Origin of the sequence: Marinobacter santoriniensis NKSG1, assembly GCF_000347775.1 — a bacterium.
Classification (GTDB): Bacteria; Pseudomonadota; Gammaproteobacteria; order Pseudomonadales; family Oleiphilaceae; genus Marinobacter; species Marinobacter santoriniensis.
Map to the genome: position 1 here is coordinate 23,688 of NZ_APAT01000021.1, position 22,062 is coordinate 45,749.

The following is a 22,062-nucleotide window of genomic DNA, read 5'->3' on the forward strand; positions in this document are numbered from 1 at the left end:
GAGTGGTTATGGGCAATCACCATGACAGCATCGCCCTGGACTGGGTTCGGGGCGAAATACAGGACACGCTGACCCAGGGCCAGCATGCCCTAGAAGCGTATGTCGAGAACCGTGACGACACCGCGCGCCTGCGCTTCTGCCTGAATTACCTTCACCAGGTCCATGGCACCCTTCAGATGGTGGAGCTGTACGGTGCAGCCCTGCTCACCGAGGAGATGGAAAAGCTCACCCAGGCCCTCCTCAACGAATCTGTCACCAACGTCGACGAAGCGGTCGATGTGCTGATGCAGGCGATTCTGCAACTGCCCCAGTACCTGGAGCACCTGACTACCAGCCGGGATGATTTCCCGATGGTATTGCTCCCATTGCTGAACGACCTTCGCGCCGCTCGCGGCGAATCCCTGCTTTCGGACACTTCTCTGTTCAAGCCGGACCTGAGCCGGGCGCAGATCCGGGTCAACAGCAAGTCCGCTCAAAGACTGCAGGATCCAAAGGTTCTGGGTCATGTCCGGAAGCTCCGCCAGATGTACCAGTTTGCTCTGGTTGGCGTAGTACGGGAGGAAGACCTGGCAGCCCAGTTCGATTACCTGCAAAAGGTCGTCGCGCGCCTGATCCGTTTATGCCAGAAAACCCCGCAGGGCGAACTGTGGAAAGCAGCCGGAGCCTTTATTGAAACCCTGCAGGCGCAGGTGAATCCGGTAAACGCGGCCGTCAAATCGCTGCTCCGAGAACTAGACAGCGAGATTCGTCGCCTCATTGATGAACACGCCACCATCCTGCAGGAACCGGCGGCCGAAGCGTTGCTTAAACACCTGCTCTATTACGTGGCCCGCGCCCGGGATCTCGACTCCCCTCAGGTGACGGCCATTCGAAACGATTACCAGCTTAACGAAGCGCTTCCGTCCGTTGACGATGTCGACGCTGCCCGCACCCGCGTGTCCGGCCCCGGCCGGGAAGCCATCCATTCCGTGGTCAGCGCCCTGAATGAAGAGCTGGCTAAACTCAAGGATCAGCTGGACCTCTTTGTCCGGTCAGAACAGCGCCAGAACAGCGAGCTTGAAGAACTGCTGCCCGGGTTGCGCCAGGTGGCCAACACGCTGGCAGTTCTTGGATTGGGCATTCCCCGGCGAGTGGTGAGTGAACAGATCGAACTGGTGGAGAAACTCTCGGCCCAGACCGATCTGGTCGACGATGGCACACTGATGGACATTGCCGGTGCCCTCCTTTACGTCGAAGGAAGTCTGACCGGCCTTGATACCGACCGGCAGACCGATCAGCAGGGCGGCGAGGCATCGGGCAACGATGGACTCCATCCTGGTTCCCGGGAATTCGGGGAAGCCAGCTCGGCACTGCTTCGGGAATCCCGGAACACGCTCGAGCAGGTCAAATCCTCTATTGTGAACTTCATTGCGTCCCAATGGGACACCCGCGAAATCGAGCATGTCCCGGGCCTGCTACACAGCATCCGTGGTGGCCTGAGCCTGATTCCGCTCGATCACGTGGCCGATATGCTCGCTTCCGCCGAGCGCTATATTACCGACGTTCTGCTGGGCGGAAAGCAGGTGCCCGACTGGAAGCAGCTCGACACCCTCGCGGACGCCGTAACCAGTATCGAGTACTATCTTGAGCGACTCGCCGAAGGGATCGGAGAAAATGATGGCGTGCTCAAGGTGGCCGAAGACAGCCTCGCCTCGCTCGGCTTCCCCATTGGTAGCGAGCCCACCTGGCAGGCCGACTCCGAAGAACCGGAACTGCCGACCCTGGAAGAAACCACGCCGGAGCCCGCCCACGAAACCAGCTCCAGCAAAGGCTCGGACGACGAACTGCTGGACGACGAAATCCTGGGCATTTTCGTCGAGGAAGCCGGCGAAGTACTTGAAACCATCCACGAATACTACCCTCGTCTCCGTCAGGATCACGACGATCGCGAAGCACTGACCGAGGTCCGCCGAGCATTCCACACCCTCAAGGGCAGTGGCCGGCTTGTGGGCGCCACCAGCATCGGCGAACTCGCCTGGTCCATCGAGAACCTGCTGAACCGGGTGATTGACCAGACCATCAAGCCCACCGATGACCTCTTTACGCTCATCGACGAAGTGAACACCCGGATTCCCGCACTCATCCGGGAATTCCAGGACGGGCATGCCGACGGCGATGTGCAGGCCTTGATCCAGCGGGCGGAAGCCATGGCGGATACTCGCCGGGCAGACACCGAACCGTCTCCCGAAGTGTCCGGATCGCCGGAGGAAATCCCGGTAGAGGCCGTCGAGCCCGAAGTCCCGGCTACCGAAACCGAAACATCGGTGGTCGCGGATCAGGCTGCGGAAGACGATGACGACCTGATCGACGATGAAATCCTTGAGATCTTTATCGAGGAAGCAGGCGAGGTACTCGATACCATTCGCGAATACCTGCCCATGCTGCTGCGCCAGCACGACGACCGGAGCGCACTGGCAGAAGTCCGGCGCGCGTTCCACACCCTCAAGGGCAGCGGGCGCATGGTCGGCGCTTCCGTCGTGGGTGAACTGGCCTGGTCGGTCGAAAACATGCTGAACCGGATCATCGACGGCAGCATTTTCATGAATGATGACATCGCACGGTTACTCGAAGATGTCACCGGCACCCTGCCGGACCTGGTGGAAGATTTCGAAAAACGTCGCGCACCCTCCGTGGACACCTCCGCTCTCGAGGCCAGGGCCAAAGCACTGGCCAACGGCGAAATTCCGGATGCCAGCGATATGCCGAGCGCGGAGGTGCCACCACCGATCGCTCCCGAGGCCGTCACTGAAGAAACGACCGAAGAGACTCCTGAAGACCTGGACGATTCCGAGGTCGACCCGGTTCTGCTGGATATTTTCCAGAGTGAAACCGAAACCCATCTGGCGACGCTGGAAGATTACCTCGCGGCTGCCGGCGACAAGACGTCCGTGTCCTACACCGATGACCTGTCCCGGGCACTGCATACCCTCAAGGGCAGCGCACATACTGCCGGCATCGAACCGATGGCCCGTGTCATCACACCGCTGGAGCGGTTCGTCAAGGAATCCCGTGCCCAGAACAAACGGGCCGATCGCAACGTTCTCGAACTGATTCAGCAGGCCTGTACGTTCCTGACCCAGGGATTGGCACAGATCCGTGAGAATCCCCAGGCTCCCCTCGAGGGAACCGATGAATTCCTCACCAGACTGGAACAGCTTTCGGAAACCACACTCCACGCTGGCGTTGAGCCGGATACCGATGAACCGGCCCGGCAGGAAGAATCCCAACTGGTTCTCCTGTTCCTGAACGAAGGCCTGGACATTGTTCTTGATGCCGAGCGCATCCTGGGACGCTGGGCCGAGAACCCGTCTGAAACCGGTGCACTGAGTCAATTGCGCGACGAACTCGACCAGCTGACGCTGGGAGCAGCAGACGCCGGTCTACCGGATGTGTCGGCGCTGGCCGGCGCACTGAGGGATGTCTATGCCGCCAAAGCGGATCAGACCAGGGTTCCGGACGAGGCCTTTTTCAAGATTGTGGGTGACGCCCACGAGCAACTGATCAACATGATGGACCAGGTCGCTGCCGGCCTGGCCACCGAATCTGACGATAGCCTGCTGGCCCAGCTGGAAACGCTGGCAGAACCGGCGACAGAAACGGCTGAGGACCAACCGGACGCCTCTCCGGAAGAACCGGATGCGTTCGAGCAGGAGTTTACCGGCGATCTGGAAGAAATCGATCTGAGCTTCGATATGGACGAGCTCGAATCGCCGGCAACACCGGAACCCACCTCGGAGTCCGTGGAACCCCCACCCCTGCCGGAAACCAGCGAATCCGACGAAGAGCTGGACCAGGAGCTGGCGGAAATTTTCCTGGAGGAAGCCCGGGAACTGGTCGACAGCAGCGCCGATGCACTGCATAACTGGAGCGAAGATACCGCCAACCTGGACATTCTGCGCCTGCTCCAGCGGGATCTGCATACGCTCAAGGGAGGCGCGCGACTGGCTGACATTCCGGCTGTGGGCGATCTGTCCCATGAGCTGGAAAATCTTTTTGAAGGTCTGACCGAACAACGGCTTTCGGTGAATGATCAGCTGTCCGACCTGCTGTTCCGGTGTCACGATCGCCTCGCCGGCATGATCGAAGCCCTCGAAGCCAGCGAGCCTCCGAGACCGGCGCCGGACCTGATTGGCGAAATCCGAAGCTACATGGACAACGCGCAGGGCTCCCGGACGATTACCGACGTTCGTGAAGCCGAGGCCGAATCTGAGCCGGATGTCCCGGAGGAAGCGCCGGTCGAGAGCGACGACGACAACCGGGATATCGAGACCGGGGAGGAGCCGGCGGCCGAGTCGGCACCGGACCTGTCCCATCTGGACCCGGAACTGGTTGGTATCTTCCTGGAAGAAGCCTATGACCTGATCAATTCGACCGGCAGCGCCCTGCATACCTGGAGCGAGAATCCGTCTGACACCACCGTCGCCGGGGAGCTTCAGCGTGATGTTCATACGCTCAAGGGTGGCGCCAGAATGGCAGGCGTCGAGGCCATCGGGGATCTCAGCCACGTACTCGAAGACCTTTTCGAGAGAGTGGCAGACGGCCGACTGGCGGCATCTGAAGACATGACCGACCTGCTTTTTGCCTGCCATGACCGGCTGGCGCAAATGGTAGCGCAGGTTGCGACCCAGAAACCCTGCCCGCCCGCAACGGATCTGGTGGCCCAGGTGGAGGCCATCGTTCGGGGCGAAGCCCCGCAGACATCGGCTGAAACTCCGGACGCCGCCGAACCCACGCTGAACGAAACCCTGCAGACCGCCAGTGACGACGATCTGATCGGCATTTTCCTGGACGAAGGCCTGGAAATACACGAGGCGATCAGCGAATGCCTGGCACAGTGGAAGGATGAACCCGACGAACTGTCCGGCGTTACCCGGCTCCAGCAGGAGCTGCATACCCTCAAGGGCGGCGCACGCCTGTCTGACGTCGATGCCATCGCGGACCTCGCGGAAGTCTGGTCCGACGCTCTGGATCCGCTCATTGGCGGTGCCAACAACCAGCAGGCGCTGCTGGCCCTGAGCGAGCGCGCCAATGCCCACCTCAAGTCCATGCTTGAGACACTGGAAGAAGGCAACACGCCCGAGACCGCATCGGAACTGGCGGACGCGTTCCGCCAGGCCGGCGAATCCGCTGGCCCGGAACAGGCAGAGTCTGCCGAAACCGATTCCGGGGCTGCAGCGGAACCGGTCGATCCTGAAGTGCTGGAAATCTTCCTTGAGGAAGCCGGCGAGATCATGGATCAGCTGGAGCAGCTGCTGGACGACTGGCGCAAGGATGCCGGTAACCATCACTTCAATCAGGAAGCACAACGGGCGCTGCATACTCTCAAAGGTGGTGCACGTCTGGCGCAGCTGACTGAGCTGGGCGACAAGGCCCATGCGTTCGAGACCCGTTTGATCGATCTGGGTGGCAACACGCCTGACGAAGCACAGTGGCAGGCCATCACGGGGGATCACGACGCGATTATCGAGCTGGTGAACCGCATTCGCCAGCGATACGAAGGCGTCGAATCCACACCGGCCAGTCCGGCGGTACCGGCGGAAGAACCCAAGGCAGAGGCAGTCCCTGAGCCGGAAACAAAGGCTCCGACACCCTCTGAAAAGCCGGCCGCTCCCGCCGTGGCGGAGCCGAAAAAGCCCGAGGCAAAATCACCGGCACAACCCCGGAAGAAAGCGCCGGAAGTGCAACGGGTCCAGGAAACCATCCGCGTATCGGCGCCTTTGCTGGACGAACTGGTCAACCTTGCCGGTGAAACCAGTATTACGCGTGGCCGTCTCGAGCAGCAGACCAGTGATTTCGGACACACGCTGGAGGAAATGGCGGCGACGATCGAACGTCTCCGGGAACAGCTGCGGCGTATGGAAATTGAAACCGAGGCCCAGATTCTGTTCCGCGCCGAGCAGGAACACGGCCCGGACTATGGCGATGACTTTGACCCGCTGGAAATGGACCGTTACTCGTCGATCCAGCAGTTGTCACGGGCATTGACCGAATCGTCCTCGGACCTTGCGGACCTGCGGGAAACCATGTCCGATCGGGTGCGCGATACTGAAACCCTGCTGGTGCAGCAGTCGCGGATCAATACGGAGCTTCAGGAAGGTCTGATGAAGACCCGGATGGTTCCGTTTGCCTCGATGGTGCCGCGCCTTCGCCGGATCGTACGGCAGATCAGCGGAGAATTGGCCAAGAAGGTGGATTTTGATGTCCGGAACGCCGAAGGCGAAATGGACCGGAACATCCTGGAGCGCATGGTAGCTCCGCTGGAACACATGCTTCGCAACGCACTCGACCATGGCATCGAGACACCGGAAGACCGTAAGAAGGCCGGCAAGCCTGAAACCGGCGAGGTCACCCTGTCGCTCACCCGTGAAGGCGGCGACGTGGTCCTGCGCATGATTGACGACGGCAAGGGCATCCCCTCATCGGTCATTCGCGACAAGGCAATCCGACAGGGCATGTTGCGGGAAGATGAAGAACTGAGCGAACGGGAAATCCTGCAGTTCATCCTTCAGCCTGGCTTCTCGACCGCCGAAAAGGTCACCCAGATCTCCGGTCGCGGTGTCGGCATGGATGTGGTCGCCAGCGAAATCAAACAGCTTGGCGGCAGCCTCGACATTGATTCGGTCCTGGGCCAGGGCACGACCTTCACCGTCCGCCTGCCATTCACGGTGTCCGTGAACCGGGCCCTGATGGTGTCCACCGGCGAAGACTTCTACGCGATCCCGCTGAATACCATCGAAGGTATCGTGCGGGTCAGCACGTACGAGCTGGAGGAGTACTACAAGCCGAAGGCACCGATGTACGAATACGCGGGCCAGGAATACCGGCTCCAGTATCTCGGTAGCCTGCTGAACAGTGACCATCAACCGAAGCTGCAGGGGCAGGCTCTGCCACTGCCGGTGATTCTGGTGCGTGGCGCGGAACAGCCCATGGCCCTTCAGGTAGACAGTCTGATGGGCAGCCGGGAAATCGTGGTCAAGTCCCTCGGGCCCCAGTTCAGTTCCGTCCGGGGCGTTTCCGGTGCCACCATTCTGGGTGACGGTAACGTGGTGGTGATTCTCGACCTGCCGGCCATGATCCGTTCCGACATCCTGTCCGAACGCCAGCGTCTGGCGAGCCTGGAGAAAGCCCGCGAAGCCGCGCGTTACGAACAGCAGGTCACGACCGTCATGGTGGTGGACGACTCGGTCACCGTCCGCAAGGTTACCTCCCGCCTGCTGGAACGGAACGGGATGGAAGTCATCACCGCCAAGGATGGTCTGGATGCGGTGGCCCAGCTTCAGGACCACAAGCCGGACATTATCCTGCTGGATATCGAAATGCCGCGGATGGACGGTTTCGAGGTGGCCAGTTTTGTCCGCCACGACGACAACCTGCGGGAGACCCCGATTTGCATGATCACCTCACGGACGGGGGAGAAGCACCGGGAGCGTGCCCTCGCCATTGGTGTCAACGAGTACCTTGGCAAGCCGTTCCAGGAAACCGAGTTGCTTGACACCATCAAACGGCTGACCGGGACCGAGTGATGGCCGGCCAGTCTGGCCGGCCCAGGGTCGGGATCGTATCGGACGTGGTCCTCCAGCGACACCGGTTGCAGGGGGCCACGGCCAAGTTTGGTCTGGAGATCTGCTTTTCCGGCGATCCGGAGCGACTGCAGGATTACCCCGAATTCCCCGAAGCCAGCCTGTGGCTGGTAACACTGGAAGATGAAGCCGACCACCCGGTGCTGTTCGACCACCTGCTGGAGAACACTGACGCACCGGTATTGTTCGGTGTCGACCAGGCGCCCCGTCCCGGCAGTACGGATTACTTTCGCTGGGAACGTCGCCTGCTGAGCAAGCTTGAACAGCAGCTCGGACATCTTGAGGAACTGGATTCAGAGGACAGCCTCGAGCAACTCGAGGAACAGACGCCGGCGAAAACCGACGCACCCTCGCTGCCACAATGGATTCCGCCGGCGGTACCCGGTTCCATTGCCGAGGAAATCTGGATTCTCGGCGCCTCGCTGGGCGGTCCTGCAGCGGTAAAAACCTTTCTCGACAATCTGCCACCGGGACTGCCGGTGGGCTTCGTCTACGCCCAGCACATTGATGGCAATTTCGCCAATGTGCTGACCCGTGTGCTCGGTCGACACGCCCATTACACATTGAAGGCGGCTGAAGAAGGTTATCGGGTCAGGAACGGCGACGTGGTCATGATGCCCGTCGAAAGGGAATGGAAAATCGACAGCACCGGATGCCTGACCGAGATAAACAGTCCCTGGCCCGGCCCCTATGGCCCCTCGATCGATCAGGTTCTGCTCAATGTGGCCGATCATTACGGCAAGCGTTGCCATGCTATTCTCTTTTCCGGCATGGGCAATGACGGCGCGATCGCCGCGCCCATGCTGAGAGCCTTTGGCAGCCGGATCTGGGTTCAGGAAAGCAACAGCTGTGGCAACAGCTCCATGCCCGATTCCGTCGCCGCAACCGGGTGCAGCAGCTTTAGCGGAACCCCCGAAGAGTTGGCAAAAGAACTGGTCAAAACCATTGAAGAATCCTGCCTGATCAAAGGTCGGCAGAAACGCGATTCCGCCTGAGGACAGAAGCGATGAACGATAACAGCCACATTCTCTCCTGCGTCATGATTCCCGTGAGCGGGCGGCAACTGCTCCTCCCGAACGTCTCGATCGCCGAGGTAGTGGATTACGCCAGCGAAGACGCCGGCTCCAAGACACCGGACTGGCTGGTGGGTTATCTCAACTGGCGTGGACTGGAACTGCCGGTGATCTCCTACGACGCTGCCAACGGTGAGAGCCTGACGGTCCCCGGAGACAATCGTGGACGGATCGTTGTGCTCAATACTATTGGCGAACACCATCAGGAGACGCCCTTCATGGCGCTGGTCACCCAGGGTATTCCGAGCCAGTCACGACTGTCCGAGGCCGAAGTCCATCGGGTTGAGGCCGAAACCGGACCGGCCGACCTGATGAAGGTTGAAGTGGAAGGGGAATCCGCCTGGATTCCGAACCTTGAATATCTGGAGACCCTTGCCCACGAGTCCCATCGCTAAGAATGACAATGGCGATGGCTCCGCCTCCGGGAAATGTTATAATGTTTCAAAATTTCCCGGAGTTCCACCATGGCCAGCCGCGCCCTTGCCTACCGTCCGCATGATCACAAGGTCTGTGTTACCCACGCACTCGAGCATGCCCGCTCCGTCTGCCGCCAGCAAAACGCCCGACTGACTCCGATCCGGCAACGGGTACTGGAACTGATCTGGCAGTCCCACAAGCCCCTCGGCGCCTATGACGTCCTCGCCGAGTTGGCCAAAGACGGACAGAATGCGGCTCCGCCAACGGTTTATCGCGCCCTCGACTTTCTTCAGCAACATGGCCTGGTCCACCGCATCGCGTCGCTTAATGCATTCGTGGGTTGCACCCATGCCGGCGAGCATCACAGCGGAATGTTCCTGATCTGTCGTCAATGCCGCACGGTTCTGGAACTGGCCTCCCCTGAGGTATCCGGAGTCATTACCGAAGCGGCGCAGGCCCAGGGCTTCCTGCCGGAGGAAACAACGCTGGAAATCGCCGGACTCTGCCCGAGATGTCAGCCGGGAGGCAGGCATGACTGATCCTCTGGTCCGGCTCGAGAATGTTTCGGTCCGGTTTGATGGTCGACCGGCCGTTCAGCATGTCAATCTGAGCGTACACCGCGGTGATATTTTCACCATCATCGGCCCCAATGGTGCGGGCAAGACAACCCTGATCAAGGCTCTGGTCGGACTGCAAGCGGTAACGGAAGGGACCGTCGAACGGGCGCCCGGTCTGGTGATCGGATACGTTCCCCAGCAATTGCAAATCGAACCGACACTGCCACTCCACGTCGGTCGATTCATGGCCCTGAGCGGGCAACCAGAGGCGGAGTGCCGGAGGGCACTGGAGCGGACCGGCATCGGCCACCTGATGGCTTCTGAAATCCATCACCTGTCCGGCGGAGAGAGACAACGCCTGTTGCTGGCAAGAGCACTCGTCCGGCGACCGGATCTGCTGGTCCTGGACGAACCCGCTCAAGGTGTGGACATCAATGGACAGGCAGCCCTGTACAACCTGATTCGCGAATTGCGGGATGAACTCAATTGTGGCGTCATCATGATCTCCCACGATCTGCATCTGGTCATGGCCGCCACCGACAAAGTGATCTGCCTCAACCAGCATGTGTGCTGCAGCGGCTTTCCCGCTGATATTTCCCACGATCCGGCATTTATCGACACCTTCGGCCATTCGGTCGCAGAGTCGCTCGCCGTCTATCACCACCACCATAATCACAGCCACGACCTGCACGGCGACGTTGTTTCCCGGAAGGCGGCTGAGCCTGCTGCTCACGGAGCTCACTGCAACCATGACCATCATTGATTCCGTGTTGAATGATTTTTTCTGGCGGGCGCTTCTGGGCGGGCTGGGAATCGCCCTGGTCGCCGGCCCCCTGGGCTGTTTCGTGGTCTGGCGCCGGATGGCCTATTTTGGCGACACCCTTGCCCACTCGGCGTTGCTCGGCATTGCCCTGAGTTTCCTGTTCAGCCTGCCCCTGAATCTCGGAGTCATGATCGTCTGCATCGTCCTGGCTCTGGTACTGGTCAGTCTCAGCCGCACCCGCGCCCTGGCCACCGACACCCTGCTGGGCATTCTTGCCCACAGCGCCCTCGCCATCGGTCTGGTGGTCCTGAGCTTCATGCCACACGTGAGAGTGGACCTGACCGGATTGCTGTTCGGCGACCTGCTGGCCATGAGCCGCCAGGATCTGTTGTGGATCTACCTGGGTGCCGGCATCGTGATCCTGCTGCTGATCAAACTCTGGGACGGTCTTCTGATGAGTACCATTCACGAGGAGCTGGCCCGGGTGGAAGGCGTACCGGTCGAGAAACTGCGCCTGGTGCTGATGCTGATGTTTTCACTGGTGATCGCAGTCGCCATGAAGATGGTCGGTGTGCTGCTCATTACCGCGCTTCTCATCATTCCCGCCGCGACGGCGCGACGTCTGGCGCGCACACCCGAACACATGGTTTTCCTGGCGATCGCGTTCGGATGCCTTGCGGTTGGCGGCGGCCTGACCCTGTCCTGGTACCTGGATACGCCAGCGGGTCCGTCGGTGGTGGTGACCGCCTTTCTGGCGTTCCTGTTCACCTACGGCACCACCCGAAAAGCCGCCTGATTATCTTTCACTCCATCAACGGCTGGTTTAAGGTAAGGAAATTGAAGGGTGAGAGGATCTGCCTCCAGGGAGCAAACGCATGGAAAGCCGTTCAGACAGGAGCAAGCAGACCGGCTTGTGGCCCGACCTGTGGATCCCCCTGGTCATTCTTGTCGGGGGCCTGACTGTGACTGCCGGCGCCGCCCGAACCGAGGCGGAACAGGCCCGTCAGCTTGCCGAAGCCCGCTACCAGGCCGAGCATCAGGCGCTGGTCAATCGAGTGCTCGCCATCGCCCCTGACTACCTTGAAGAGGGAACACCGCCCTCGAGCTGGTTGCCAACGCTGTTCGATAATGCCCTGCCCGCTGGACTGGGCCTGAGAATCGACACACTGCAACGACACACCAAAGTGCCGTTGCTTCAGATCGGCGTGAACGGACAACTGGATCCCACCAGAACCCTGCGCACGGAAATCCAGCCGGCGGGACAAGACTGGATGGTGACGACCGTGCCGAACCAACCACTGCTCGGCGAGGCGGCCCGTGAAGCCAGCGCGACCATCTGGCTGGTGGGCCTGATGATCAGTGCGGCAGCCGCCTGCCTTTCATTACTGCTGTGTCGACGACTCCATCGCCAATCCCGCAGCCTCCGTGAACTGCAGTCCCTGTCCGCTACGGCTCAACAACGAATTTCGACACTACAGGTCGAGAAAAATGTTCTCAGGCAGGCACTGAACGAGAGTGAGGAGCGCAGCCGGGATCTGGTGTCGCTCTCCGGCGCCATGGTCTGTGAGCTGGACGAGCACGGTGTCATCGGATTCGTATCCGCTCAAAGCGCCGATCTGCTTCAGGAGGCGCCCAGCGACCTGACCGGCCGCCGGTTTGTGGAGCTGATCCGGCCGGAGTTCCGGGACAATTTTGAAAAAACACTCGTCGCTTCACGACAGGAACGACAGTCTGAACGGATCGATCTGATATTGATCCATCGACATGACGAGCGAGGTTTGCCAGCCACGATCCGGATCAAGGCACTCACAGATCCCCTCCATGGGCTGACCGGCTACCGGCTCAATGCAACGCCCGGAGCCCACGACTCTGGTTAATCCAGAGCTTTGTGGGTGCCATCACATAGCGGTGAGGAACCCGTCCGTTTACATCCGCAGAACCAGAGCCATTCGGTCTTTTCCGCAGTGTATTTGACCGGAGTGAATGAGGTTCCCTTATGGGAGCCATCACAGAAGGGCTGATTGTCACTGCGCCCGCAGGCGCACCATAGGTAGTTCCGGCCACCCTCAACCTCAATCGCGTATGGGCTGGGCTTGGCAATGACAGGCTGTTCGTCGGACATGACTCCTCCCGGTTCGCCATTGATATCGAACCAGTATAGCAGTCCACCTCATGGCCCTTTGTTGCTTCAATAATCAGCCCTGGAGCCAGGAAACGATCTGCTCGCGGTGGGGAATGGAACCGGAGTGCACGACTTTGCCGTCCACGGCGACACCCGGGGTCGACATGACCTGATATTCCATGATCCGGGCCGGATCCGTTTCCTTGACCACCTTCACATCGACACCCAGTTCGCTGGCGACCCGCTCAATGCTCTCAGCGGTTTTGACACACTTGGCACACCCGGTACCCAGTACTTCAACAAGCTTCATGACGTTCTCCTTCAATCAAGATTTAATGTCCCACCATCAGCCAGGGGCCAACCAGATTGATGACCCAGCCCACGACCATGAAATTCGCCAGCAGAATGACGAAGATCAGCAGGAGCAGGCGAAAGGTCATAACCTGCTTGAGCATGACGAACTCCGGGAAACTCGCGGCCACGGTACTCATGCAGAACGCGAGTGTCGTGCCCACCGGTAATCCCTTCATAATCAGGCTTTCCATAACCGGTATGACACCGGTGGCGTTGGAATACAGCGGTAAGCCGGCGACCACAGCAGCCGGCACATTCCACCACTGCCCCGACCCCAGATTGGCAGCAAACCAGTTATCCGGCACGAAACCGTGAAGCGCTGCGCCCAGACCCACGCCGATCAACACCCATTTCCAGATCCGGCCAACGATTTCGGCAAGTTCCTGTTTGGCGAACTGATGCCGCTCAGAAAACGTGAGGCGTGGCGCGTCGGGAGCCTCGATCGTCCCGGTCCCTGCCTCTACCTCAGCCGCCGCCTTCTGGTAAGCCTTGGCCGCGAAGTCCTTCAGCCAGCGTTCCCCCCGGAGCGTGTCCAGTAACAGACCACCGATCATGCCGACTGCCATCCCCACGACCACGTACGCCAGAGTGAACTTCCAGCCCAGGAGCCCCCAAAGCATGATGACCGCAACTTCGTTGATGATGGGCGAAGTAAACAGAAACGCCATGGTAATCCCCAGCGGAATACCGGCGCTTGTGAACCCCAGGAACAGAGGTATTGAAGAGCAGGAACAGAACGGGGTAATCGCACCGAATCCGGAGCCGAACAGATATCCGGCAAACCGGTTTCGCCGCTGAATATAGGCTCGGACCCGCTCCAGATTCAGCGAAGCACGGATCAATGCGATTACGTAGATCATGGCCACCAGCAGGAACAGGATTTTGGTGGTGTCTTCGATGAAGAAGTGCACCGAGGCGCCCAACCTGGTATCCGGACTCAACCCGATCACGTCGTAACTGAGCCAATTGGCAAGAAGCGTGAAAATCTCAAGCATGGTAGACACCGGCCCTGACTGATGACGGTCGAAACAGAATTAACCCCTTATATTCGTTTTTTCGAATATAGTAAAGGAAAGATCCAGTAAAACCTGATCCGGATCAAACCAACATTTATTCTTTATTTGCAAATATATTACAGTTTACGGACCAAACAGGGACGCTATAGAATACAGCCATTCATTATTCGTTTTTCCAGATATAGAGTGAGTCACCGATAATGCGCCGCCGCGTACTTTTTGTCTGCACTGCCAACAGCGCCCGATCTCTCATGGCCGAAGCACTATTGCGAGAGATGGCCGGAGACAATTTCGAGGTGGCCAGCGCCGGGACCAACCCCGGCTCGCCACACCCACTCGCCATCCGGGTTCTCGCGGACGCAGGTATCCCCACCGAAGGGCTCAGCAGCAAATCGGTATCGCAGGTAACGCCAGAGCACTGGGATTACGTCATCACACTTTGTGACAAGGCCGCCCGGGAATGTCGTCCGTCTTTTGAAAGCTCCCAGAAGATTGCCTGGGATTGCGCCGATCCGGTCCCTGACAACCATTACGACGCTTTTTCACGGACGCTCCGGGAACTTCGGGAGCGGATCAGTCTGTTTGTTCTTGTCCATCAAAAACAGACCACCCCCCAGAGCCATCACTATGATCCGGTCACCGTTTTCAAAGCGCTGGGCGACGAGCGCCGCCTGACCATGGTGTTATTGATCCGGGAACACCGGGAATTATGCGTCTGCGAACTGACCGCCGCCCTGGGGGAATCCCAGCCCAAGATCAGCCGACACCTGGCGACTCTGCGGGAAGCCGGACTGCTGGCAAGTGAACGCCGGGGACAATGGATTCACTACCGATTTCATCCCGATCTGCCACACTGGGTATTACGCATAGTGAACGAGGCGGCTGAAGCCAGTCGTGACCGTATCGGACCTGAATTACATCGATTGGCGAGAATGGAGGATCGCCCGGTCAGGGAGCCTTGCGCATAACGACCCATCAAGCTTCGGGTTTGACGATTGAATCATCACGGAGAGAAAGGAACGCCCCATGAACAAGATCAAAGTTGGAATCAACGGCTTCGGCCGCATTGGCCGTCTGGCCCTTCGGGCGGCCTGGGACTGGCCCGAGATGGAATTTGTCGCCATCAACGACCCCGGCGCGGATGCGGCCACGTTGGCCCACCTGCTGAATTTTGACAGCGTCCATGGACGCTGGGCCCAAACCGCGGACTTCGATGACACCGGCATCCGGATTGGCGACCAGCACATCCGCGTGACCCACAACAGAAGCATCGGGGAAACCGACTGGTCCGGCTGCGACCTGGTCATCGAAGCCAGCGGCGCCATGCGAAAGGTGAATATGCTCCAGGGCTATCTGGACCAGGGCGTAAAGCGGGTACTGGTCACCGCACCGGTCAAGGAAGCCGGGGCGAAAAACATCGTACTGGGCGTGAACGAACACATATTTGATCCGGCCAGCGACCGGATCGTGACCGCCGCCTCCTGTACCACCAACTGCCTGGCGCCCGTGGTCAAGGTGATTCACGAACAGCTGGGTATCCGACACGGCTCGCTCACCACCATTCACAGCCTTACCAACACCCAGACGATCCTCGATGCACCTCACAAGGACCTTCGACGGGCCCGGGCCTGCGGCAGCTCACTGATTCCCACCAGCACCGGCTCAGCCACCGCCATCATCGAGATTTTCCCGGAGCTGAAGGGCCGGCTGGATGGCCTAGCGGTGCGGGTACCGCTGACCAATGCCTCACTCACCGACTGCGTGTTCGAAGTCGAAAAGCCCACCGACGCCCAGACCGTGAATCGAATGCTGCAGGAAGCCGCCGAAGGTGAGCTCAAGGGCATTCTTGGCTATGAAGAACGCCCGCTGGTATCGATCGACTACCGGACCGACCCCCGATCCTCAATCGTGGACGCCCTCTCCACGCGGGTCATCAACGGGACCCAGGTCAAGATCTACGCCTGGTATGACAACGAGTGGGGCTACGCCAACCGCGCGGTCGAACTGGCCCGCAAGGTCGGTTCTGCCTGAAATGACACCAGCCGTCCGCCAATACCTGGTCATTACGGGGAATTACTGGGCCTTCACCCTGACCGACGGCGCCCTGAGAATGCTGGTCGTGCTCCACTTCGACCAGCTCGGGTACTCGCCGCTGGAAATCGCTCTCCTGTTCCTGTTCTACGAGCTGTTCGGCGTGGTGACCAACCTGGTGGGCGGTTATCTGGGCGCGCGGCTGGGTCTCAACCGGACAATGAACCTGGGACTGTTCCTTCAGGTCATCGCGCTGGGGATGCTTGCCGTGCCAGCCGCCCTGCTGACCGTTCCCTGGGTGATGGCGGCACAGGCCCTGTCCGGCATTGCCAAGGATCTCAACAAGATGTCCGCAAAAAGCGGCATCAAACTGCTGGTACCGGATCAACAACAGGGAACGCTGTATCGATGGGTCGCGATGCTCACCGGTTCCAAGAACACGCTCAAGGGAGTCGGGTTCTTTCTCGGGGGCGTCCTGCTGATGACGATCGGTTTCCAGGGCGCGGTTGTCACCATGGCCGCGGTGCTGGTCATGGTCTGGCTGGCCAGCCTCTTTCTGCTCCGGAACACCCTGGGCAAGAGCAAGGCCAAACCCAAATTCTCTGACATCCTGTCGAAAAGCCGCGCCATTAATGTGCTTTCCGCCGCCCGCCTTTTTCTGTTCGGGGCTCGTGACGTATGGTTTGTGGTCGCCCTTCCGGTCTATCTCCACACCGCGTTCGGATGGGATTTCTGGCAGGTGGGTGGATTCATGGCCACCTGGGTGATTGGTTATGGCGTCGTCCAGACTCTGGCACCGCGCTTCACCGGATATCGGGAGGATGGCCAGCCTGCGGTTTTCTGGGGGGCTCTCCTGGCCCTGGTGCCGGCCGGGATCGCCGGAGGGCTGATGCTCGGATGGTCTCCGCAGATCGTGGTCGTTGGAGGCCTGCTGGTGTTCGGCGTCCTCTTTGCGATCAATTCTGCCCTGCACAGCTACCTGATTGTCAGCTATGCCAGGGGGGATGGCGTCTCACTGGACGTGGGCTTCTACTACATGTCCAACGCCGCCGGACGTCTGCTGGGCACCCTGTTGTCGGGCTGGATTTATCAGCAATACGGGCTGGAAGAATGCCTGTGGGTGTCTTCCGGGCTGGTCACGCTCGCAGCCCTGTTCGCGACCGCCCTTCCCGACCGGATGACTAGTGCAACGGCCTGATCACATCATTCAGGCGACCGGTCTCAATCAGCTCCAGGAATTCATCGCCCAGCCGCTCACTCTCGGCAACAGCCTGACGCCAGGCGCGCTCCCGGCCCGAGTCATCCCCCGCGTACCGCTCGAAATCCTTCCGGTCCGGCAGCTTGCGATCCGGCAGGGATTCCAGGTACTCGGCTGAAGGCGCCACCAGCAGCACATCCCGCAGTCGCTCGGCATCGCCCCGGCGCCAGGGCAGAGACTTGTCGAACCAGCCAGGCACCACTTTATCGGTGAAATGGGGATACAGGATGATCCCCGGCTGGTCATAGGGCAGATCCAGATGGTAGTCCAGCAGGCCGCCGTCCCGGTACACACCCTCTGGCGCACCCGGAATGTTTCGCACACCAGACATCACCAGTGGAATGGAAGCCGAGGCTAACAGGGCCGGCAACAGATTTTCGCGGGTCAGCGCCACCTCGTGACTGGGAAAATCCACCAGTTTGGATACCGGCGTTTTGAGCCGGACGTCATGCACAATGCCCCGCTCCATGAAACGCCCGAGATGACGCCGGCTCACCATGTTGGCGGCGATGACGTTCATCAAACCCAGGCCCAGGCGCCCGCGGGCGTCGTGACTGAGCAGGCCGAGACTGCGCACGACCACGATGTTCAGGCGGTACCATGGATGATTCAGTATCTGCTCTTCATGCCCCCCAAGCAGGGTTTCCAGGAACTCGACACTCTTGCGCGTGACTTCGGCGGCACTGACCCCCTTCGCGAACCGTTGAGAGGTATAGAGCTCGGCCAGTCGGGCCAGTTGGGCGCGGGGATCGTCCGAAGATGCGACGGCCGCAAAGCGCCAGCTGCCAATCGAGGATCCGATGAGCGACCGCTCCTGCGGAACACGGGGAAGCCAGTCGCCAAACACGGCCTGGTCCAGGCCGCTGATGCCCAGTGCCTTCGGCCCACCCGCCGCCCCGGGAATGACATGAACGTCCTCCGGTGACAGGGGCTTTTCCTTCAGTCTATGCATCGCGCGGTGTCCGGCACGGATCGTCAGCGCCGGGGTACGGGTCTGTATAGCGGTCATCTCGGGCTCCCTTGCAATCAGCCGGGAGTCTATCGGAGGTCGGATGTACCCGCCAACTGAAGAAAACTAATGGCGCCCATAAACGCACCTTTCTGGTTCATTCACGAAAAGCTCATGCTAGACTCTGAATTCAGTTTCACGGAATGCGGACTGATCGCCATCAACTGCAGCAGGAGTACGCTGTGAATTACATGCCCTCTTCCAGTTCACTGGCTCCGACGCCCACTCTGGCAGTACTCGGTTTCAAGAAGCAGTTGGTGTATCACCTGCATTTCTGGGCGTTTGTGGCTGTTGCACCCCTGGTGATTGTGCAATGGCGGCAAGATCACTTCCTGTTGTCCTGGCTGCTGGTATTCTTCTGCCTGAATGCCCTCCTGGTCATCGCTTTTCTCCGGTTCCGTAACACCTACTTTCTCAAGGGCCGCCTCTTTCCCCTGCTGGCGGTGGTCTGTGCCACCTATTCCACCAGTATCAACGGGCACGCCGGGCTTTACTGGGCCTATCCGGCGGCGACCGCCCTGTTTTTCCTGTTGCCCCTGCGCGAAGCCATCGTCAGCAACGCGATTTTCGTGGTAGTGATGGCCGTCGTTTCCTTCTTCAAGTTTCCCGAAGCGGACTTCTGGCGCATTACCTTCTCGCTGGGCCTGACCTGTGTCTTTGCCATGGTGTTTGCCTGGCTGGTCGGGCGCCTGCAACTGGAACTGACCCGGCTTGCGACAACCGATCCCCTGACTGGCTGCCTGAACCGGTCCCAGCTGGCCGATATCCTGAACAACCAGATTCAGATGCGAGAGCGGTATGAGCGTGTATCCAGCCTGGTACTGATCGATCTGGACTTCTTCAAGACGATCAACGATCAGTGGGGACACCTCGCGGGTGATCAGGTGCTGAAGGAAATGACACTGCGCCTTCGGAAACGGCTGAGGGAGAGTGATCAACTGTTCCGGATCGGCGGTGAGGAATTCATGATCGTTTTGCCGGAAACCCGCCAGAAAGACGCGGACACCCTGGCTCAACAGCTGCTGACCGGCATCAGCGCCCGTCCCTTCCTCGAAAACATCAACATCACCGCCAGTGCCAGCGTGGCGGAAGTCAGCCAGGGAGAGACCTGGTCCATCTGGCTCAACCGGGCCGACCAGGCCCTCTACGAGGCCAAATCCCGGGGACGCAACCAGGTGGTCAATGCGCCCAGATACTCACAGGACCAGCCCCCGGAAACCGATGGTGAAGTGGCGGACACGGTCAGCTAACGGTCTGAAGGGCCAAAAGACTTCCTGAACGTCCGATAGGCGGAGAAGACCTCCCACGGACTCTCGAAATGCGGGTAATGCCCAACGTTGCGCAGGCTGACCACATCGGGATTTTCAATCAGCTCCCGATAACGGGCGGCCATGGCACCACCGGACACCGGATCCGCCGCCCCCGAAATCAGTCTCATGGGCTGACGGGCATTCTGTAACGCACCCACCCAGCGATTCCGGTGACAGCGCCGTTCCTCCATGAACTGGATCAGGTGGTGCAGGATACCCCGGCCGTTGTTGTAGACGAGCAGGTGCCAGAAATCGTCCAGGTCCTGACGATCTGGTGGATTCTGGCTGCCGAACAGGCGTCTGAAATTATTTTCGAACACCCGACGTGTCAGGCCACGACTGATCAGACCGCCGAACCGACTGCGCAGGACTTTCTGGATAAACAGCGGATTGTGGACCTCCGGGAAGAGGGCACCGTTGAGAAAACACACACTGCTGATCCGAAACGGCAGGCTGCCTTCCTGATCCCGCGCCAGCAGCTCCTGAACCACACTGCAACCATAATCATGGCCCATCAGATGAACGGCCTGAAGCCCCAGCCCATCGATCCAGCCCTGAACCAGATCGGCCTGATCCTCAATGCTGTAGCGGTAAGGGGAGGGTTTGTCGGAGAAGCCGAATCCCAGCATGTCCAGCGCAAAGACCGAATAATCCTGGGTCAGCATCGGCCAGATCCGGTTCCAGTCCCAGCTGGCAGTGGGAAAGCCGTGCAACAGCACCAGAGGATCGCCACTGCCCGCCATCCGACTGAAGATCGCATGCCCGCCATAGCTGAACCATTTGCTGTTTTCTTGCCATGCCTCGAGACTGCCCGCCCTGCTTCCACTGGCTGGCTTCGTCCTTCCGGTCATAACCTGTTCCATGCCTTTGCCCCGGCCTCCCTCTGGATCCATGAAACTCTATAGTAAAGCCTCTGCGCTCGCCAGAATGCCGAAGCGATTACATTAATTCCCGGTGTCGGTGGTCTTTTCCGGAAGTGCCGGCGTAAATCGTAGAGATGGCAGCCAAATTCCCTTAAGCTTTGACCCTGAAAAGAGACAGCCAACCGGATACCAATATGACCAAACTCCTTGACGACCTTGCCGGCCACTACCGGGCCATTATTGATGGACTCGGTGAAGATCCCGATCGGGAAGGTCTGCAGGACACGCCCCTGCGCGCGGCCAAAGCCATGCAGTTTCTCACCCACGGGTACCAGCAGGATCTGAACGACCTGGTAAACGGAGCGGTGTTCGAGTCCGCCATGGACGAAATGGTGGTGGTCCAGGACATTGAACTCTACAGCATGTGCGAACACCACATGCTGCCGTTTATCGGCAAGTGCCACATCGCCTATCTGCCACAGGGCCGGGTTCTGGGCCTGTCCAAGTTCGCCCGGATCGTGGATATGTATGCCCGCCGCCTGCAGATCCAGGAGAACCTGACGCGCCAGATCGCCGAAGCCATTGAAAGCGTCACCAACGCCAAGGGGGTTGCTGTCGTCATAGAAGCCCAGCATATGTGCATGATGATGCGCGGTGTCGAAAAGCAGAATTCCCGGATGAAAACATCCATGATGCTCGGTCAGTTCCGCAAATCCCAGGCTACCCGCACCGAGTTCCTCAACCTGATCAGCACCTATCGCTGATTGCCAAGGGTCAACCGGAGGTGAGATGTCAGACGTAATTGGTCACCAGAACGCCAGGGTGCGCATCAAGGACCTTCTGCTTCGTGCCTACATCGGCATCAAGGAGGAGGAGATCAACAATCAACAGGATGTGCTGATCAATGTTGAACTCACCTACGATGCCAGCGGTGCGATCCATCGGAACGAAATCGAAGCCGCTCTGAACTATCGCACCATCACCAAACAGATCATCCAACACGTGGATGGCAACCGGTTTGCGCTCCTCGAGCGACTGACCCACGAGGTATTGAGCATCGTCATGGAGCACGAAGCGGTCCAGTGGGCCCAGGTGGAAATCGACAAACCCCATGCGTTACGCTACGCGGAGTCCGTTTCCGTGTGCCTTGAGGCACATCGATAATCCCCTGTCCGAAGGATCCCCGCGCATGTCCGTCAAAGACCCAGAGCAGCTTCGCACCATCCTTGAAAAGGTTCGCACCATTGCCCTGGTCGGGGCCAGCGAAAAAACCAACCGGCCATCGCACGAGGTTATGGAATTCCTGCAATCGAAGGGCTACCGGATCATTCCGGTCAATCCAAGACTGGCCGGGAAGACCCTGCTGGGTGAGACCGTGGTGGCCGACCTCGCATCTCTCCCGGAACCGGTGGACATGGTGGAACTGTTTCTCGCGCCGGAACGCACGGACCCGGTGATCGATGCCGCGATCGAACAGAAGATACCGGTGGTCTGGATGCAGATTGGCGTGATCAATGAAACCGGTGCGGCCCGGGCCGAAGAGGCCGGCCTGACGGTGGTCATGAATCGCTGCCCGAAGCAGGAAATACCCCGCCTGGGCGTTCAGACAGCCGCTTAATCCCCTGCAGACCGGGACAGGCATCACGAACCTTGCCACGTCCCGGCCCCTC

Annotated in this window: 19 protein-coding genes; 14 read left to right on the forward strand and 5 right to left on the reverse strand. The window is 59.7% G+C overall.

What is annotated here, in order from left to right; genetic code table 11:
- The first annotated feature begins 8 nt into the window (after positions 1 to 8).
- From MSNKSG1_RS13500 to MSNKSG1_RS13530, 7 genes are all read left to right on the forward strand, one after another.
- Positions 9 to 7,562 (forward strand): Hpt domain-containing protein, encoded by a 7,554-nt coding sequence (locus MSNKSG1_RS13500; protein WP_008939840.1) that lies wholly within the window; start codon positions 9 to 11, stop codon positions 7,560 to 7,562.
- Positions 7,562 to 8,614, forward strand: coding sequence for a chemotaxis protein CheB (locus tag MSNKSG1_RS13505; protein ID WP_008939841.1), 1,053 nt, complete (start codon positions 7,562 to 7,564; stop codon positions 8,612 to 8,614). Before MSNKSG1_RS13500 ends, MSNKSG1_RS13505 begins: the two co-directional genes overlap by 1 nt.
- A gap of 11 nt (positions 8,615 to 8,625) precedes the next feature.
- Complete coding sequence (locus tag MSNKSG1_RS13510) at positions 8,626 to 9,087, forward strand: chemotaxis protein CheW (protein WP_008939842.1); 462 nt, start codon at positions 8,626 to 8,628, stop codon at positions 9,085 to 9,087.
- A gap of 69 nt (positions 9,088 to 9,156) precedes the next feature.
- Positions 9,157 to 9,648, forward strand: a complete 492-nt coding sequence (locus tag MSNKSG1_RS13515; RefSeq protein WP_008939843.1) for a Fur family transcriptional regulator — start codon at positions 9,157 to 9,159, stop codon at positions 9,646 to 9,648.
- Complete coding sequence (gene znuC / locus MSNKSG1_RS13520; protein WP_008939844.1) at positions 9,641 to 10,429, forward strand: zinc ABC transporter ATP-binding protein ZnuC; 789 nt, start codon at positions 9,641 to 9,643, stop codon at positions 10,427 to 10,429. Before MSNKSG1_RS13515 ends, znuC begins: the two co-directional genes overlap by 8 nt.
- Positions 10,416 to 11,225, forward strand: a complete 810-nt coding sequence (gene znuB, locus MSNKSG1_RS13525) for a zinc ABC transporter permease subunit ZnuB (protein ID WP_008939845.1) — start codon at positions 10,416 to 10,418, stop codon at positions 11,223 to 11,225. The genes znuC and znuB overlap by 14 nt, the downstream gene beginning before the upstream one ends.
- A gap of 79 nt (positions 11,226 to 11,304) precedes the next feature.
- Positions 11,305 to 12,306 (forward strand): PAS domain-containing protein, encoded by a 1,002-nt coding sequence (locus tag MSNKSG1_RS13530; RefSeq protein WP_008939846.1) that lies wholly within the window; start codon positions 11,305 to 11,307, stop codon positions 12,304 to 12,306.
- On the opposite strand, the gene MSNKSG1_RS13535 is transcribed toward MSNKSG1_RS13530, so the two are convergent.
- The 3 genes from MSNKSG1_RS13535 to MSNKSG1_RS13545 all read right to left on the reverse strand — a co-directional run bounded on the left by MSNKSG1_RS13535 (position 12,303) and on the right by MSNKSG1_RS13545 (position 13,900).
- A complete protein-coding gene (locus tag MSNKSG1_RS13535; RefSeq protein WP_008939847.1) occupies positions 12,303 to 12,551 on the reverse strand; it encodes a CDGSH iron-sulfur domain-containing protein in 249 nt (82 codons plus the stop codon). The genes MSNKSG1_RS13530 and MSNKSG1_RS13535 overlap by 4 nt on opposite strands.
- A gap of 73 nt (positions 12,552 to 12,624) precedes the next feature.
- The gene (locus tag MSNKSG1_RS13540; protein ID WP_008939848.1) at positions 12,625 to 12,861 is read right to left on the reverse strand and encodes a thioredoxin family protein; all 237 of its coding nucleotides are present in this window, start codon (positions 12,859 to 12,861) and stop codon (positions 12,625 to 12,627) included.
- A 22-nt stretch (positions 12,862 to 12,883) separates the two neighbouring features.
- Positions 12,884 to 13,900 (reverse strand): permease, encoded by a 1,017-nt coding sequence (locus MSNKSG1_RS13545; protein WP_008939849.1) that lies wholly within the window; start codon positions 13,898 to 13,900, stop codon positions 12,884 to 12,886.
- A 221-nt stretch (positions 13,901 to 14,121) separates the two neighbouring features.
- On the opposite strand from MSNKSG1_RS13545, the gene MSNKSG1_RS13550 reads away from it, so the two are divergent.
- Genes MSNKSG1_RS13550 through arsJ form a run of 3 tightly spaced genes read left to right on the forward strand, consistent with a single transcriptional unit; the run spans position 14,122 to position 17,150 of the window.
- Positions 14,122 to 14,889 carry a metalloregulator ArsR/SmtB family transcription factor gene (locus MSNKSG1_RS13550; protein ID WP_040886938.1) on the forward strand — a complete coding sequence of 256 codons (768 nt, stop codon included), beginning with the start codon at positions 14,122 to 14,124 and terminating at the stop codon, positions 14,887 to 14,889.
- Between the two features lie 58 nt (positions 14,890 to 14,947).
- Positions 14,948 to 15,952 carry an ArsJ-associated glyceraldehyde-3-phosphate dehydrogenase gene (locus tag MSNKSG1_RS13555; RefSeq protein ID WP_008939851.1) on the forward strand — a complete coding sequence of 335 codons (1,005 nt, stop codon included), beginning with the start codon at positions 14,948 to 14,950 and terminating at the stop codon, positions 15,950 to 15,952.
- A 1-nt stretch (position 15,953) separates the two neighbouring features.
- Positions 15,954 to 17,150, forward strand: coding sequence for an organoarsenical effux MFS transporter ArsJ (arsJ, locus tag MSNKSG1_RS13560; protein ID WP_008939852.1), 1,197 nt, complete (start codon positions 15,954 to 15,956; stop codon positions 17,148 to 17,150).
- On the opposite strand, the gene MSNKSG1_RS13565 is transcribed toward arsJ, so the two are convergent.
- Positions 17,134 to 18,219: a patatin-like phospholipase family protein gene (locus MSNKSG1_RS13565; protein WP_008939853.1), complete on the reverse strand. Its 1,086-nt coding sequence runs from the start codon at positions 18,217 to 18,219 to the stop codon at positions 17,134 to 17,136. The two genes, arsJ and MSNKSG1_RS13565, sit on opposite strands and share 17 nt — an antisense overlap.
- Positions 18,220 to 18,410: 191 nt before the next feature.
- On the opposite strand from MSNKSG1_RS13565, the gene MSNKSG1_RS13570 reads away from it, so the two are divergent.
- Positions 18,411 to 19,469 (forward strand): GGDEF domain-containing protein, encoded by a 1,059-nt coding sequence (locus MSNKSG1_RS13570; RefSeq protein WP_152638785.1) that lies wholly within the window; start codon positions 18,411 to 18,413, stop codon positions 19,467 to 19,469.
- Here the strand turns inward: MSNKSG1_RS13570 and MSNKSG1_RS13575 are convergent.
- Positions 19,466 to 20,392 carry an alpha/beta fold hydrolase gene (locus tag MSNKSG1_RS13575; RefSeq protein WP_008939855.1) on the reverse strand — a complete coding sequence of 309 codons (927 nt, stop codon included), beginning with the start codon at positions 20,390 to 20,392 and terminating at the stop codon, positions 19,466 to 19,468. The genes MSNKSG1_RS13570 and MSNKSG1_RS13575 overlap by 4 nt on opposite strands.
- A 194-nt stretch (positions 20,393 to 20,586) precedes the next feature.
- Between MSNKSG1_RS13575 and folE the strand changes: the two genes are divergently transcribed.
- The 3 genes from folE to MSNKSG1_RS13590 are packed head-to-tail and all read left to right on the forward strand — an operon-like array spanning position 20,587 to position 22,010.
- Positions 20,587 to 21,156 carry a GTP cyclohydrolase I FolE gene (folE, locus tag MSNKSG1_RS13580; protein WP_008939856.1) on the forward strand — a complete coding sequence of 190 codons (570 nt, stop codon included), beginning with the start codon at positions 20,587 to 20,589 and terminating at the stop codon, positions 21,154 to 21,156.
- 25 nt (positions 21,157 to 21,181) lie between these two features.
- The gene (gene folX, locus MSNKSG1_RS13585) at positions 21,182 to 21,556 is read left to right on the forward strand and encodes a dihydroneopterin triphosphate 2'-epimerase (protein WP_008939857.1); all 375 of its coding nucleotides are present in this window, start codon (positions 21,182 to 21,184) and stop codon (positions 21,554 to 21,556) included.
- A gap of 25 nt (positions 21,557 to 21,581) precedes the next feature.
- Positions 21,582 to 22,010, forward strand: a complete 429-nt coding sequence (locus MSNKSG1_RS13590; RefSeq protein WP_008939858.1) for a CoA-binding protein — start codon at positions 21,582 to 21,584, stop codon at positions 22,008 to 22,010.
- Positions 22,011 to 22,062: the final 52 nt, after the last annotated feature.